Annotated in this window: 20 protein-coding genes; 10 read left to right on the top strand and 10 right to left on the bottom strand. The window is 56.0% G+C overall.

Features of this window, described 5'->3' with window-relative positions; genetic code table 11:
• Nucleotides 1-518 precede the first annotated feature (518 nt).
• The 4 genes from ACNQ0W_RS13120 to ACNQ0W_RS13105 all read right to left on the bottom strand — a co-directional run bounded on the left by ACNQ0W_RS13120 (nt 519) and on the right by ACNQ0W_RS13105 (nt 3,127).
• Nucleotides 519-1,376: an HNH endonuclease signature motif containing protein gene (locus tag ACNQ0W_RS13120; protein WP_000784387.1), complete on the bottom strand. Its 858-nt coding sequence runs from the start codon at nt 1,374-1,376 to the stop codon at nt 519-521.
• 15 nt (nt 1,377-1,391) lie between these two features.
• Nucleotides 1,392-1,700, bottom strand: a complete 309-nt coding sequence (locus tag ACNQ0W_RS13115) for a hypothetical protein (protein ID WP_001224686.1) — start codon at nt 1,698-1,700, stop codon at nt 1,392-1,394.
• Nucleotides 1,701-2,248: 548 nt separating this feature from the next.
• Nucleotides 2,249-2,674: a hypothetical protein gene (locus ACNQ0W_RS13110; RefSeq protein ID WP_000278471.1), complete on the bottom strand. Its 426-nt coding sequence runs from the start codon at nt 2,672-2,674 to the stop codon at nt 2,249-2,251.
• A gap of 252 nt (nt 2,675-2,926) precedes the next feature.
• Nucleotides 2,927-3,127 (bottom strand): hypothetical protein, encoded by a 201-nt coding sequence (locus ACNQ0W_RS13105; protein WP_065945227.1) that lies wholly within the window; start codon nt 3,125-3,127, stop codon nt 2,927-2,929.
• Between the two features lie 33 nt (nt 3,128-3,160).
• On the opposite strand from ACNQ0W_RS13105, the gene ACNQ0W_RS13100 reads away from it, so the two are divergent.
• Nucleotides 3,161-3,319: a hypothetical protein gene (locus ACNQ0W_RS13100; RefSeq protein ID WP_223230173.1), complete on the top strand. Its 159-nt coding sequence runs from the start codon at nt 3,161-3,163 to the stop codon at nt 3,317-3,319.
• A gap of 32 nt (nt 3,320-3,351) precedes the next feature.
• Here ACNQ0W_RS13100 and merR read toward each other — a convergent pair whose 3' ends face one another.
• Nucleotides 3,352-3,807, bottom strand: coding sequence for an Hg(II)-responsive transcriptional regulator (gene merR, locus ACNQ0W_RS13095; protein ID WP_001166628.1), 456 nt, complete (start codon nt 3,805-3,807; stop codon nt 3,352-3,354).
• A 71-nt stretch (nt 3,808-3,878) separates the two neighbouring features.
• Between merR and merT the strand changes: the two genes are divergently transcribed.
• The 7 genes from merT (at nt 3,879) to ACNQ0W_RS13060 (ending at nt 7,606) form a co-directional block, all read left to right on the top strand.
• Nucleotides 3,879-4,244 carry a mercuric ion transporter MerT gene (gene merT / locus ACNQ0W_RS13090; protein WP_001294656.1) on the top strand — a complete coding sequence of 122 codons (366 nt, stop codon included), beginning with the start codon at nt 3,879-3,881 and terminating at the stop codon, nt 4,242-4,244.
• 15 nt (nt 4,245-4,259) lie between these two features.
• Nucleotides 4,260-4,535 carry a mercury resistance system periplasmic binding protein MerP gene (gene merP, locus ACNQ0W_RS13085; protein ID WP_000732275.1) on the top strand — a complete coding sequence of 92 codons (276 nt, stop codon included), beginning with the start codon at nt 4,260-4,262 and terminating at the stop codon, nt 4,533-4,535.
• Between the two features lie 27 nt (nt 4,536-4,562).
• The gene (merC, locus tag ACNQ0W_RS13080) at nt 4,563-4,988 is read left to right on the top strand and encodes an organomercurial transporter MerC (RefSeq protein ID WP_417933205.1); all 426 of its coding nucleotides are present in this window, start codon (nt 4,563-4,565) and stop codon (nt 4,986-4,988) included.
• Between the two features lie 38 nt (nt 4,989-5,026).
• On the top strand, nt 5,027-6,712 hold the full coding sequence (merA, locus tag ACNQ0W_RS13075) for a mercury(II) reductase (protein ID WP_000209296.1): 1,686 nt from the start codon (nt 5,027-5,029) through the stop codon (nt 6,710-6,712).
• A 17-nt stretch (nt 6,713-6,729) separates the two neighbouring features.
• A complete protein-coding gene (merD, locus tag ACNQ0W_RS13070; protein WP_001277466.1) occupies nt 6,730-7,095 on the top strand; it encodes a mercury resistance co-regulator MerD in 366 nt (121 codons plus the stop codon).
• Nucleotides 7,092-7,328, top strand: coding sequence for a broad-spectrum mercury transporter MerE (gene merE / locus ACNQ0W_RS13065; protein WP_001087807.1), 237 nt, complete (start codon nt 7,092-7,094; stop codon nt 7,326-7,328). Before merD ends, merE begins: the two co-directional genes overlap by 4 nt.
• A gap of 65 nt (nt 7,329-7,393) precedes the next feature.
• Nucleotides 7,394-7,606 (top strand): DUF3330 domain-containing protein, encoded by a 213-nt coding sequence (locus tag ACNQ0W_RS13060; RefSeq protein ID WP_000993245.1) that lies wholly within the window; start codon nt 7,394-7,396, stop codon nt 7,604-7,606.
• Between the two features lie 8 nt (nt 7,607-7,614).
• Here the strand turns inward: ACNQ0W_RS13060 and lspA are convergent, their stop codons facing one another.
• Entirely contained in the window at nt 7,615-8,691 is a 1,077-nt protein-coding gene (lspA, locus tag ACNQ0W_RS13055; RefSeq protein ID WP_000118563.1) for a signal peptidase II, read from the bottom strand.
• The gene (locus ACNQ0W_RS13050; RefSeq protein WP_001287661.1) at nt 8,688-11,093 is read right to left on the bottom strand and encodes a heavy metal translocating P-type ATPase; all 2,406 of its coding nucleotides are present in this window, start codon (nt 11,091-11,093) and stop codon (nt 8,688-8,690) included. The genes lspA and ACNQ0W_RS13050 overlap by 4 nt, the downstream gene beginning before the upstream one ends.
• Nucleotides 11,094-11,178: 85 nt before the next feature.
• Between ACNQ0W_RS13050 and cadR the strand changes: the two genes are divergently transcribed.
• Both cadR and ACNQ0W_RS13040 read left to right on the top strand, forming a co-directional pair.
• On the top strand, nt 11,179-11,613 hold the full coding sequence (cadR, locus tag ACNQ0W_RS13045; RefSeq protein WP_000405672.1) for a Cd(II)/Pb(II)-responsive transcriptional regulator: 435 nt from the start codon (nt 11,179-11,181) through the stop codon (nt 11,611-11,613).
• 90 nt (nt 11,614-11,703) lie between these two features.
• Entirely contained in the window at nt 11,704-12,708 is a 1,005-nt protein-coding gene (locus ACNQ0W_RS13040) for an IS110-like element IS4321 family transposase (RefSeq protein ID WP_049235585.1), read from the top strand.
• A gap of 181 nt (nt 12,709-12,889) precedes the next feature.
• On the opposite strand, the gene ACNQ0W_RS13035 is transcribed toward ACNQ0W_RS13040, so the two are convergent.
• From ACNQ0W_RS13035 to ACNQ0W_RS13025, 3 genes are all read right to left on the bottom strand, one after another.
• Nucleotides 12,890-13,414 (bottom strand): hypothetical protein, encoded by a 525-nt coding sequence (locus ACNQ0W_RS13035; RefSeq protein ID WP_001805097.1) that lies wholly within the window; start codon nt 13,412-13,414, stop codon nt 12,890-12,892.
• A gap of 12 nt (nt 13,415-13,426) precedes the next feature.
• Nucleotides 13,427-13,837: a hypothetical protein gene (locus ACNQ0W_RS13030; RefSeq protein ID WP_000985909.1), complete on the bottom strand. Its 411-nt coding sequence runs from the start codon at nt 13,835-13,837 to the stop codon at nt 13,427-13,429.
• Nucleotides 13,838-13,937: 100 nt separating this feature from the next.
• Nucleotides 13,938-14,144 carry a hypothetical protein gene (locus ACNQ0W_RS13025; protein ID WP_000134171.1) on the bottom strand — a complete coding sequence of 69 codons (207 nt, stop codon included), beginning with the start codon at nt 14,142-14,144 and terminating at the stop codon, nt 13,938-13,940.
• Nucleotides 14,145-14,152: the final 8 nt, after the last annotated feature.

Here is a 14,152-nt window from a genome sequence, read left to right as displayed (position 1 = left end):
AACCTAAGAGCTGTGATCCCTATGTGGACAGTTTGATTAGAAATGCAGATGCAAAGGAAGCCAGGTCATTTCTCAAAATATTGAAGCCCTTACCATTCCTTATCGTTATCATCGCTGTATTCTTTTTTTGGGTATCGTTTTCCCGTTTATTATCCCAGGTCGCGTAAAACCTTTTTAAAGACTCTTCTTTACCAGATATGCTCCCTCACCGGGATGGTTTCAACCTCTTCAGTTTCCCATATTGGCAAAACCTTCAGGAAATAAGACGATACCCTCCACGCTTTCCATTAAAGCGGGATGACGACGCCCAGTTCTTACGACCAGACTCCACGTTTTCGATTAGGATGCCTTTGGGCCCTTCTAACGAGGCCACCTCAACAACTCGCACTTTCCGGATCAGTCTTGGATCCACTTCTTCCCAGATCTGGCCAACTGTAATATCTTTTTGGGTTTGCATTTAATCTCTCGCTGTCATTTAGTGAACAAGACTAATCCTCGCCGTGGTTCAGCTTATGGCTTTATTTACGCTGACGATCCTTAGCCTTAAATTTTTGCCATCGTATCCGAAGGTTTTCGATGTTAACCGGAACCTGCATGCGTGTCGTCTCTATCTCATTCCCATGCCATTTCAGGAGATCATCATCCAACTCCCGGGCCTCCCGGCTGAAGTAAATTTTCATAGTGTCAGGGTTTATGGCGCAATGGTCATTGTCGAACAGTGTATGGATATCACGGCGAAGTAAAATTCCGTTCGTTACGTCGGGAATGCCTTCTTCATGACGTGGCGTTAAGTGCGCGGCCTCAGTACGCCAGGGGGACCTTACGCCGGTGACAACACATCGCCCGTAGCAATTCAACCTAACATCCCGGGCGAAAGGACCTTGGTCAGGACTGGTGACAGAAGTACATTCCTGGCCCTCTTTGTAGATACGCTTCGGGAAGTCGATAGTGGTTTGAGCTGTTTGGGAAAGTGACACATACGTAACCCCTTTGTATCTCTTTATCCCACCATTAAAAGTGGTAGGAATCGAGCTGGTTATGGCCACCAGTTTCACATCGCCCATTTCGACGATCTTAAGGCTCTTATTAGCGGCTACATGTAACTGGATGAATTTACCTACGTACACATCATGGTTCTCATCTTGTCTTTCAACACACAGAACGACATGGTCGAAGGTTCTCTTGTCAGAGATTACCCAGTTGCCGGTTTTCACACGGCCTGCTTCACTCACCCCTGCGGTAAGATCGGGTATGAGCGTCCCCTGCATGCCGTCAGTTCGAATTGAAAGAATTTCACCCGATAAACCCAGCTCTGCAAGCTCACTAATAAACGGTCTTTTCATCCGGCTTACCGGTTTTGGCTTCGTCATTTTCATCTTTGCTGTAACACCTCAGTACCCCATTGCTCGTTCCTGGCGGGACAGCCGTTCATCAGCAGCCTGAAGACGCTCATCACGCCGCCGTGCTGCCAGAACCCGTCGTTCTGAAAAAGACATAGCCGCTACGTTTGGTACGCTGAGCTTACCGTCACCGGCACAAACGTCACAGCGAACATCAAATGCTCCGGCAAAATACTTTTCACGCATTTCTGGCTCCCACTCAGCCATTTCTGATTGGGTGAATCCATTTTCAAAGGCCGGGTTTTCCATGGTCCCGTGGCCTTCGCACTGGTGACAGATTATGTACTTAAATTTGCGCATGTAACGCTCCTGTATATGATGGATGAACCACTCTCGTTCAGGGTTATGGCGAAATGTTTATCGCCGCAGCGAGAGATTCAGTCTTGCTATCAATATTCCTGAAGGTTGTCCGCCTGATTTCAGGGAAAGCATTCATTCACTGGCCGGTTCTACCTTATTATTCATACAGATTAAAGTAGTTGTGCCTACTACTGCGGTCACCTTCCTTGACAAAGTAAGCAAAGTTTGAAAAATTTAACACCGACGAAAGGCCATACCTTCGTTAGTGTGCGAAAGCCGCTTGCGAGCGACGGAATAGGTGAAAGCTTTAGTCAGGGTTAATTACCCTGTCTGCGGTGATGGGATGGCTCAGGCGTATATCATCACTCCTTCCAAAGTCCGTACACACTCTTTCAGCCTTTGCAGAAATGCAGGGGCTGTTTCATATCAGACAAGCGCAATGAAATTTTCAAATGCTTTCCAGAAATTCAAAGGCCTTAAGCTTTATCTGTATCTTACGGTCCCCGCACGGAAAGTAACTTTCCTGAACAGGAACCGCCTTGCCAGCCTTAACTTTCTAAACGGTTAAAGTTACACCAGGCTGTAAATGGTGAAACAGTTTTTGAAGCCCATGAAACACCGCTGTCGGAAAGATAACTAGCCCCAAGACGTCTAACTTCTTTTTGATGTAGAGCTAATTCTTTCGGATCGGCAATATCTTCCACCACGCTCATCATGGCAATCTGAACTCCGGGAGATGCCATTTTATAAGCTGTCGAGCTTGCAACTGAATTTTTCAGGATTGCCAATCTTTCTTTTTCTGGTCGCCCGTTGTCAGACGTATTCGCGTACGTTGTACCCGCAACTAACAATGGAAGACTGGCGTTGGCACAGAACTGCATAACGCGTTTTTGCTGGAGCTGTAATTCAGTGGCTGCAAATGCTTTACTGCATCCGAGGATCCCGATAATCATCACTAATGCTGTTTTATACATAAAATTGAAACCGTCCTTATTGAACTTTAAATGTTGCGGTTAACACTGTGTGGAGATGTATGGACTGGATAATACCCACATGCCTGCGCCTGCCAGTATACCGGCTCAGGTATTAAACCTAAGAGATCTGGTGCACCGGATTTTACCTTTTCATTTCGGTTTTATCTTGAGCCTGGCTCTTGAGTTTAAATTTAAAGGTATGGCGCATGCAGGTTTCACTGACGGGTTTTCACACATCCCGGCTGTAACCCATCATTGTTCATGAGCCAGGCCCTGGTATCCTGCCCAGCGTACGGCCAGCCGCTCTAAGTCCAGATCGTACACCAGCGGTGTGATTTTACGGCCTTCAAACAGCTCGCCCAGCTCAATGCCTGGCTTAAAATGAACGGTCAGGGTGGCCGGATCTATGCCCATAAGATCGGCATCAAACAGAGCATGCATTGTTGGAGTCATCAGGATGCCATTAGACGGATTGTACCGGGTTCCATGTTCAATGTGTGCCGCATCCAGGACACCGCCATTAACCCAACCGGTTACCGCACAACGGCCCGCGAAATTCTCGATGAGCAGAGCTTTAAATTTACCCTGTGCCACGCCACTACGTTGCGTCACTACGCGCTCGCAGTGCTCACCCTGGATATCTAGGGGTCGTCTCAGAATTCGGAAAATAAAGCACGCTAAGGCGTAGTCACCCCGTGACTCCCCCGCGCCGATGCAGCGAGCTTCGTTCCGTCTTGCAGTGACGCAATCAGCGGGCAGGAAACGTTCCCTTTCCGCGCATGGCAGGCGCACACCAGTTCAGACAGCACGGCCTCCATGCGTGCCAAGTCGGCCATCTTCTCGCGCACATCCTTGAGCTTGTGCTCGGCCAGGCCGCTGGCTTCCTCGCAATGGGTGCCATCCTCCAGCCGCAGTAGCTCGGCGATTTCGTCCAGGCTAAAGCCCAGCCGCTGGGCCGATTTCACGAACCGCACTCGTGTTACATCCGCCTCGCCATAGCGGCGAATGCTGCCATAGGGCTTGTCTGGCTCCGGCAGCAGGCCCTTGCGCTGGTAGAACCGGATGGTCTCCACATTGACCCCGGCCGCCTTGGCAAAAACGCCAATGGTCAGATTCTCAAAATTAATTTGCATATCGCTTGACTCCGTACATAACTACGGAAGTAAGCTTAAGCTATCCAAACCAAATTTGAAAGGACAAGCGTATGTCTGAACCACAAAAGTCTGAACCACAAAACGGGCGCGGCGCGCTCTTCGCCGGTGGGCTGGCCGCCATTCTTGCGTCGGCCTGCTGCCTGGGGCCGCTGGTTTTGATCGCCTTGGGGTTCAGCGGGGCATGGATCGGCAACCTGACGGTGCTGGAACCCTATCGCCCGATCTTCATCGGCGCAGCGCTGGTCGCGCTGTTTTTCGCCTGGCGGCGCATCTACCGCCCGGCGCAAGCCTGCAAACCGGGTGAGGTCTGCGCGATTCCCCAAGTGCGAGCTACTTACAAGCTCATTTTCTGGATCGTGGCCGCGCTGGTCCTGGTCTCGCTCGGATTTCCCTACGTCATGCCATTTTTCTATTAATCACAGGAGTTCATCATGAAAAAACTGTTTGCCGCCCTCGCCCTCGCTGCCGTTGTTGCCCCCGTGTGGGCCGCCACCCAGACCGTCACGCTGTCCGTGCCTGGCATGACCTGCGCCTCTTGCCCGATCACTGTCAAGCACGCGCTTTCCAAGGTTGAGGGCGTGAGCAAGACCGACGTAAGTTTCGACAAGCGCCAGGCCGTCGTCACCTTCGACGATGCCAAGACCAACGTCCAGAAGTTGACCAAGGCGACCGAGGACGCGGGCTATCCGTCCAGCCTCAAACGCTGATCCGTTAACCGAACTCGGGAGCGACACATGGGACTCATCACGCGCATCGCTGGCAAAACCGGCGCGCTCGGCAGCGTCGTTTCCGCGATGGGCTGCGCCGCCTGTTTTCCTGCCATCGCCAGCTTTGGCGCGGCCATCGGACTGGGCTTCTTGAGCCAGTACGAGGGGCGATTCATTGGCATCCTGCTGCCGATGTTCGCCGGCATCGCGTTACTCGCCAATGCTATCGCTTGGCTCAATCATCGACAGTGGCGACGCACGGCGCTCGGCACGATAGGCCCGATCTTGGTGCTGGCAGCGGTGTTTTTAATGCGGGCTTACGGCTGGCAGAGCGGTGGACTGCTCTATGTCGGCCTGGCCTTGATGGTTGGGGTGTCGGTCTGGGATTTCATCTCGCCAGCACATCGCCGCTGCGGGCCGGACAGCTGTGAATTGCCAGAACAACGTGGCTGACGGCAACAGCCGTAGCCACCACAGAAAAGGAAAAATACATGACCACCCTGAAAATCACCGGGATGACCTGCGACTCGTGCGCGGCTCACGTCAAGGAAGCCTTGGAGAAAGTGCCCGGCGTGCAATCGGCGCTGGTGTCCTATCCGAAGGGCACAGCGCAACTCGCCATTGAGGCGGGCACGTCATCGGATGCGCTGACTACCGCCGTGGCCGGACTGGGCTACGAGGCAACGCTTGCCGATGCGCCACCGACGGACAACCGCGCCGGCCTGCTCGACAAGATGCGCGGCTGGATAGGGGCCGCTGATAAGCCCAGTGGCAACGAACGCCCGTTGCAGGTCGTCGTCATTGGTAGCGGTGGAGCCGCGATGGCGGCAGCACTGAAGGCCGTCGAGCAAGGCGCGCAGGTCACGCTGATTGAGCGCGGCACCATCGGCGGCACCTGCGTCAACGTCGGTTGTGTGCCGTCCAAGATCATGATCCGCGCCGCCCACATCGCCCATCTGCGCCGGGAAAGCCCATTCGACGGCGGCATGCCACCCACACCGCCGACGATCTTGCGCGAGCGGCTGCTGGCCCAGCAGCAGGCCCGTGTCGAAGAACTCCGTCATGCCAAGTACGAAGGCATCCTGGACGGCAATTCAGCCATCACCGTTCTGCACGGTGAAGCGCGTTTCAAGGACGACCAGAGCCTTATCGTTAGTTTGAACGAGGGTGGCGAGCGCGTCGTGATGTTCGACCGCTGCCTGGTCGCCACGGGTGCCAGCCCGGCGGTCCCGCCGATTCCGGGCTTGAAAGAGTCACCCTACTGGACTTCCACCGAGGCCCTGGCGAGCGACACCATTCCCGAACGCCTTGCCGTAATCGGCTCGTCGGTGGTGGCGCTGGAGCTGGCGCAAGCCTTTGCCCGGCTGGGCAGCAAGGTCACGGCCCTGGCGCGCAATACCTTGTTCTTCCGTGAAGACCCGGCCATCGGCGAGGCGGTGACAGCCGCTTTCCGTGCCGAGGGCATCGAGGTGCTGGAGCACACGCAAGCCAGCCAGGTCGCCCATATGGACGGTGAATTCGTGCTGACCACCACGCACGGTGAATTGCGCGCCGACAAGCTGCTGGTCGCCACCGGCCGGACACCGAACACGCGCAGCCTGGCATTGGAAGCGGCGGGGGTAGCCGTCAATGCGCAGGGGGCCATCGTCATCGACAAGGGCATGCGCACCAGTAGCCCGAACATCTACGCGGCCGGCGACTGCACCGACCAGCCGCAGTTCGTCTATGTGGCGGCAGCGGCCGGCACTCGTGCGGCGATCAACATGACTGGCGGCGATGCGGCCCTGGACCTGACCGCAATGCCGGCCGTGGTGTTCACCGACCCGCAGGTCGCCACCGTGGGCTACAGCGAGGCGGAAGCACATCACGACGGGATCGAGACCGACAGTCGCCTGCTAACACTGGATAACGTGCCGCGTGCGCTTGCCAACTTCGACACACGCGGCTTCATCAAGCTGGTCATCGAGGAAGGTAGCGGACGGCTCATCGGCGTGCAAGCGGTGGCCCCGGAAGCGGGTGAACTGATCCAGACGGCGGTGCTCGCCATTCGCAACCGTATGACCGTGCAGGAACTGGCCGACCAATTGTTCCCCTACCTGACCATGGTCGAAGGGCTGAAGCTCGCGGCGCAGACCTTCAGCAAGGACGTGAAGCAGCTTTCGTGCTGCGCCGGATGAGGAAAAGGAGGTGTTCAATGAGCGCCTACACAGTGTCCCGGCTGGCCCTTGATGCCGGGGTGAGCGTGCATATCGTGCGCGACTACCTGCTGCGCGGATTGCTACGGCCGGTCGCGTACACCACGGGCGGCTACGGCTTGTTCGATGACACCGCGTTGCAACGGCTGCGCTTTGTACGGGCTGCCTTCGAAGCGGGTATCGGCCTGGACGCACTGGCGCGGCTGTGCCGGGCGCTGGATGCTGCGGACGGTGACGGTGCGTCTGCGCAGCTTGCCGTGTTGCGGCAACTCGTCGAGCGTCGGCGCGAGGCCCTGGCCAGCCTCGAAATGCAACTGGCCGCCATGCCAACCGAACCGGCACAGCACGCGGAGAGTCTGCCATGAACAGCCCAGAGCACTTGCCGTCTGAGACGCACAAACCGATCACCGGCTACTTGTGGGGCGCGCTGGCCGTGCTCACCTGTCCCTGCCATTTGCCGATTCTCGCCATTGTGCTAGCCGGCACGACGGCCGGCGCGTTCATCGGGGAGCACTGGGGTATTGCAGCCCTCACGCTGACCGGCTTGTTTGTCCTGTCTGTGACGCGGCTGCTGCGGGCCTTCAAGGGAAGATCATGACCGCTTCCCAGCCAGCCGAGAGTGGGCAGCTTTGAGCTTCGCTACCAATCTGGAGGAGTACCACCATGAACGCAAACGCCCCGAACACTGCCAGTTGCACCACCTGCTGCGTATGCTGCAAAGAAATTCCGCTCGATGCCGCCTTCACCCCGGAAGGCGCGGAATACGTCGAACATTTCTGCGGGCTGGATTGCTATGAACGCTTCCAGGCACGCGCCAAGGCCGCGACAGAATCTGACATTGCGCCTGTCCCTGGCGGTTCGCAGCCGTCAGATTGAGGCATAGCTTAACCGGACACCTCGGCCTCTGTGCCTTTACTGCTTTTCGGTACAACCGTCAAGAACAGGCAGAGCGCTCCGATAGTTATCGCCACATCAGCGAGGTTGAAGGCGGGCCAGTGCGCAAGTCGCCAATGGAAGTCAAGGAAATCAACAACCTGTCCACGCAGCACACGATCCGCGACATTGCCCAGCGCACCGCCGAGGATCAGGCTGTAGCCCATCGCTTCGAGACGTGGCCGTTGCTGGCACAGCATGCGCCCCAGCCAAGCAGAAACAGCCAGACCCAGCGTGATGAAAAAGTAACGTTGCCAGCCACCAGCGTTCGCCAAAAAGCTGAATGCCGCACCCGGATTCAGGACATGAACGAGGTTGAAAAACGGGGTGATTTCGACTTGCTCACCGTAGGCAAACGTGCGGATGATGGCGAACTTCGTGAGCTGATCGGTCATGACAGCACTGGCGGCCACGGTGAACCAGACCCAAGCCGATGTGCGGCGGGCCGATTGCCACACAGGGGCGGCCAACGGCAGCAACCACCCGGCGAGTGCCGTGCAGCTCCATCCCAGCGTCCACCCCGCCAACACATCGGCCGGAAAGTGCATTCCGGCCGCGATGCGCGACCAGCCGACCAATGTGGCGTACAGCATTAAACTGAGACGACCACGGCGGCCCATCAAAGGCCAGAGCGCACCGACCACCATCGCGGCATAGGTGGCATGCCCGCTGGGCAGGCTGTAGTGAAGCTCTTTGTCCCCGATGACGCGCGCCAGGTCGCCAAGGACGGCAGGCGGGCGTGGAAAGTCGAACCATAGCTTCAAGGCGGTGGCGACCAATAACGCCAGCAAGAAGGCCGCGCTAAAACCAATAAGGCGATGCCGAACGGCCGTACCACGCGCCGGGTTTGTAGCCGATTTCGACCACCACCACAGACCCAACAGCATCAGCGGCGCTGTCCAGTAACTTCCCACGAGGCCAAAGAACCATGCCAGTGGTTTCAGCGTGGCGGGCGTGCCTGTGTTGATGGCTTGAAACAACGCGATGTTCAGGCCACCCCAGTCATAGAGAAAGAGTTTCCAGCTCATCGGCGCAACAACCTCAAGCCGTTGCCGACAACAAGCAAGCTGGCACCCATATCGGCGAACACAGCCATCCACATGGTCGCGTGACCCGTGAAGGTGAGCACCAAAAATACCGCCTTGATGCCAAGGGCCAGCACAATGTTTTGCATCAGCACCTGTGCTGTCGCACGCGACAGGCGCACGAAGGTCGGAATCTTGCGCAGGTCATCGTCCATCAGGGCCACGTCGGCGGTTTCAATAGCGGTATCTGTGCCCGCCGCTCCCATTGCAAAGCCAATGTCCGCACGCGCCAAGGCCGGTGCGTCGTTGATGCCATCACCGACCATGCCAACCTTGCCGTTTCTGGACAATTGCTCCACTTCGCGCAGTTTGTCGTCGGGCAGTTGGTTGCCTTGCGCGCGGTCAATGCCGGCTTGTGCGGCGATGGCCTGTGCCGTGTGGGGGTTATCGCCGGTCAACATCACGGTGTTGATGCCCAGAGCATGCAGCTCGGCGATGGCTCTCTTGCTGCTGTCCTTGATGGTGTCCGCAACGGCGAATAAGCCATGTACCCCTTTTGCGCCCACCAGCATCACGACGGTCTTGCCAGCGGTTTCCAGCGCAGCGATGCGCTGCTCCAGCTCTGGTGTGCACTGCCCCAGCTCTTCGAGCATCCGGTGGTTGCCCAGATGGTAGGTCGCACCGTTGATTTGGCCTTGCACACCCCGACCGGGCAGCGCGTTGAATTCGGCCACGTCGAGCAAGGCAACCCCGTCCGTCTGCGCGGCCTGTGCCACCGCCTTGGATACAGGATGGTCCGAGCGGGCCGCCAGACTGGCAGCGATGCTGCGGCTGTCCGAGGCGAGTGCATTGCCCCATGTGACAAAGTCGGTCTGTGCGGGCTTGCCGTGCGTGATCGTGCCGGTCTTGTCCAGAGCCAGCCAGCGCAGCTTGCGGCCTTCTTCCAGATAGACGCCACCTTTGATGAGAATGCCGTGGCGGGCGGCGGCGGCCAGGCCGCTGACGATGCTGACCGGTGTAGAGATCACCAGTGCGCACGGGCAGGCGACCACCAGCAGAACCAATGCACGGTAGATCCAGTCGAGCCATGCCGCACCCATGAACAGCGGCGGCAACAACGCGACGGCGATGGCAACGCCGAATACAACGGGGGTGTACCAGCGGGCGAACTGATCGACAAAACGCTGAGTCGGCGCACGACTACCTTGCGCAGCCTCTACCGCGTGAATGATCCGGGCCAAAGTGGAGTTGTTGGCCAAGGCGGTGACGCGGTACTCGAACGAGCCGGATTCGTTGATCGTGCCAGCGAACACCGAATCACCGGGGGATTTTTCGACCGGGAGGCTTTCACCCGTGATCGGGGCTTGGTTGACGGCAGAGCGGCCTTCCAGCACCTCACCATCAAGGGCGATGCGCTCACCTGGTTTGACCCGGACGCGGGCGCCGATGGTGATTTGCTTGGCGCCCACCTCGCGCCATGTGCCGTCAGCCTGCTGTACCGTGGCCTGTTCCGGGGTCAGGTCGAGCAGGCCACGGATAGCGTTACGAGCGCGATCCAGCGATTTGGCTTCGATTACCTCGGCCAGCGCGAACAGTACCATCACCATTGCCGCTTCGGGCCAGTGGCCGATCAACATGGCACCCGTGACCGCAATCGACATGAGGGCGTTCATGTTGAGATTACGGTTCTTGAGCGCGATCCACCCCTTCTTGTAGGTGGAGAGGCCACCCGTGAAGACCGCGACAAGCGCCAGAACGACAACCGACCAGTGATTGCCGTTGTGGAGCCAGTAGACCGCCTCGGCCGCCGATGCAGTGACCAAGGAGATGCCCAGCGGCCACCAGTTGGTCGGCGTGGTCACAGGGGCGGCGGATGGAGATGCGACCTCTGCCGTGTCCACGACCTGCGCCTCGAATCCAAGCGCTTGCAGTGCCACGAGCACGTCTGGCAGAACCTGGTTCGCATGGCGTACCGACAGCGTGCGCTGCATCAGGTTGAAATCGAGATCAGCAACACCGGCCACGGTGCCGAGCTTGTTGCGGATCAACGTCTCTTCGGTCGGGCAATCCATCTTGGCAATGGACAGCTTGGTCGTCTGCTCGGCCGACGCCTGATCCATGCGCACAGCTTGCATGCCGATGGCCTTCAGCGCCTGCTCGACGGGAGACAACGAAGGCAATTCGTGTCGCACGGTCAAGGTACGTTGCATCAGGTTGAATTCAAGACCCGCCACCCCCGCCAGACCGGCCAGTTTGCTTCGGATCAGCGCCTCTTCGGTCGGGCAATCCATGTTCTCGATGCGGTACACCGCTTGAGCCGATCCGGTTGCCAGCGGGGCCGGTGCCGTGGGTTGGATGATCGGCTCAGTCGTGCAGCCACACCCCTTTGAAGCGCATTCGCTCATGAGTAACTCCTGAAAATCTTCTATTCAGCCTCCATTAAAATCTCTATAGTCACTATAGAGTCAAGTGATAATTGGAGATTGATGCATGGAAATCAGAATTGGCGACCTCGCCAAGCGCTCTGGGTGCGAGGTCGTGACCATCCGCTACTACGAGAAGGAAGGGCTACTGCCAAAGCCAGCGCGAAGCGGTGGCAACTTTCGGTTGTACGGTGAGGCGCACATTGAGCGCTTGCAATTCATCCGTCATTGCCGTTCGCTCGACATGACGTTGAGCGAGATTCGCGCATTGCTGGGTCTGCGAGACAACCCGATGCAGGACTGTGGGGAGGTCATCACGCTGCTGGAGGCCCATATTCAACAGGTGGAAATGCGTGTGTCCGCGCTGTTGCAGTTAAAACGGCACTTGGTTGATTTGCGCGAGAAGTGTTCTGGCTCTCGATCTGTAGAGGCGTGCGGCATTTTGCAAGGGTTGGGCAATTGCCATGGTGAAAGTGCCACGAACAGTCAAACATCTGGGTAAGTAAGGGCTTAGCGTGCTTTATTTAATGAGATGGTCACTCCCTCCTTCCCGGTACTATGCTGAGGACAGGCTTTCATTCGGAGAACTATCATGGAAAACATTGCGCTCATTGGTATCGATCTGGGTAAAAACTCTTTCCATATTCATTGCCAGGATCGTCGCGGGAAGGCTGTTTACCGTAAAAAATTTACCCGGCCAAAGTTGATCGAATTTTTGGCGACATGCCCCGCTACAACCATCGCAATGGAAGCCTGTGGCGGTTCTCACTTTATGGCACGCAAGTTGGAAGAGTTGGGGCATTCCCCAAAGCTGATATCACCACAATTTGTCCGCCCGTTCGTTAAAAGCAATAAAAACGACTTTGTCGACGCCGAAGCTATTTGTGAAGCTGCATCGCGTCCGTCTATGCGTTTTGTGCAGCCCAGAACGGAATCTCAGCAGGCAATGCGGGCTCTGCATCGTGTCCGTGAATCCCTGGTTCAGGATAAGGTAAAAACAACCAATCAAATGCATGCTTTTCTGCTGGAATTTGGCATTAGCGTTCCCCGAGGAGCTGCCGTTATTAGCCGACTGAGTACCATTCTTGAGGATAATAGTTTGCCTCTTTACCTCAGCCAGTTATTGCTGAAATTACAACAGCATTATCACTATCTTGTTGAGCAGATTAAAGATTTGGAATCCCAGTTGAAACGAAAGTTGGACGAAGATGAGGTTGGACAGCGCTTGCTGAGCATTCCCTGCGTCGGAACACTGACAGCGAGTACTATTTCAACTGAGATTGGCGACGGGAAGCAGTACGCCAGCAGCCGTGACTTTGCGGCGGCAACAGGGCTGGTACCCCGACAGTACAGCACGGGAGGTCGGACGACATTGTTAGGGATTAGCAAGCGGGGCAACAAAAAGATCCGAACTTTGTTGGTTCAGTGTGCCAGGGTATTCATACAAAAACTGGAACACCAGTCTGGCAAGTTGGCCGACTGGGTCAGGGAGTTGTTGTGTCGGAAAAGCAACTTTGTCGTCACTTGTGCTCTGGCAAACAAGCTGGCCAGAATAGCCTGGGCCCTAACGGCACGACAGCAAACTTATGTAGCATAACGGCAGAAATACACCGGTTTAAAGAATCACTGATCTGGTTTTGCGAATACTGATATTGATGATACTAACGGCCCACCGGCCTGTTGAGGAACCTGTAAAACGGAAAGGCTCATTGAAGCCGTATATTTTCTGGAGGTTCATCAGGCGCGGAACTCATCGAGGCGCGGGAATAAAATCCCATTCAGACGCCGGATAGATTCAAGCAAGCCAACTTGTCGTCAAAATCGGTGTTGCAAAAACGGGAGTGACCATAGATTCCGTTTTCTGAGACGACCCCATCTACGTCAGGTTTCCGCTTTGGTTCGCTGGTGGCCGTCTCAGCTTGTTTTAGGGTGGAACGTGGATAGGCCAGGTTATATGCTGCGCCTGTGGTCATTTGCTCGATGACCGCAGGTGCATAACCTTCTGCTTCCAGCTTACGATATGCAGCCCGGTAGTCTCTTTGGGTTTTCAGCGGGTATATCTTTCCGCCTTTACCATCGAAAGCGATAAACCAGAAATCGTCCGTGCCAGTTTCCAGATTTCTGCAACGTTTCAGATGCCATCCGCCTTCTCTCGCCCAGATGGTACGGTTATTTCTGGCATTCGTTTTGTCATAACCGTTCTCGTCAAGCCAGCTATCAAAGCTGGTCAGCCCCAGATCCTGAACCTCCAGAGAAGGCACTCGAATGACCTGCAAGGTATGGCGGGGTCTTGGCTCTCTCATCTTGATCTCTTCCTAGCGCTGGTCTGGGAAATACGGATATTGCGGGCCATATTCATAGTCATGCGGGCCTGGCTCAACTTCCCAGAATGGACGGCCGCTAATTGTCTTTGGACCGCGCTCGTTTACGATGTCTTCTACATCCTGAATATTAAATGGCATCGTTGCCAGTAACAGCTGATCTTCGGGTGTCAGCGTCACAGTTGCACCGTCGATACGGCTGTAAAGGTCGGCAAACTGTTTACCTGCACCGTGCAACCGGTGCTCCGCTACACTTCTGATTGCGTGTAAGTCCAGCTCCGCCGCTTCCATGCGATCCACGTATAGTTTCATTTCTTTACGCAAAGCGCTCAGCTCACGGGCTTTAATAAACCCGCAGGCGTACCCACCCAGGGCGATAACTGCAATGATTGCTAAAATTGCCATTTTTTTCTCTCACGTGATTGCGGCCGTTACTCTAGTCTTAATGTGAAGTCTGGGAATTCGCTGGATGTTAAGTACGTTTTCATCCCCAGACTGACAGATGCTAAGGCGCGATCCCAACACTCCATTTGTAAGTATCAGGCCCATCTTCTCCGCTGGTGGCATCTGCTACAATCTGTGCATAACGTTCTCCAGCAAGTTCTCTTACCATCTGATCCACGACCCATTGCAGATGATGCATTTCATCGGTTCCGCCGTAACGACAAGCCAACTCAATAGCCCGCTCTATTCTTTTTTGTTCTTCAGTCATACTGAATC

It is taken from the genome of Enterobacter cloacae complex sp. 6730903, from assembly GCF_048283985.1.
GTDB lineage: Bacteria > Pseudomonadota > Gammaproteobacteria > Enterobacterales > Enterobacteriaceae > Enterobacter > Enterobacter hormaechei_C.
This window is presented reverse-complemented; position numbering and strand designations above follow the sequence as displayed.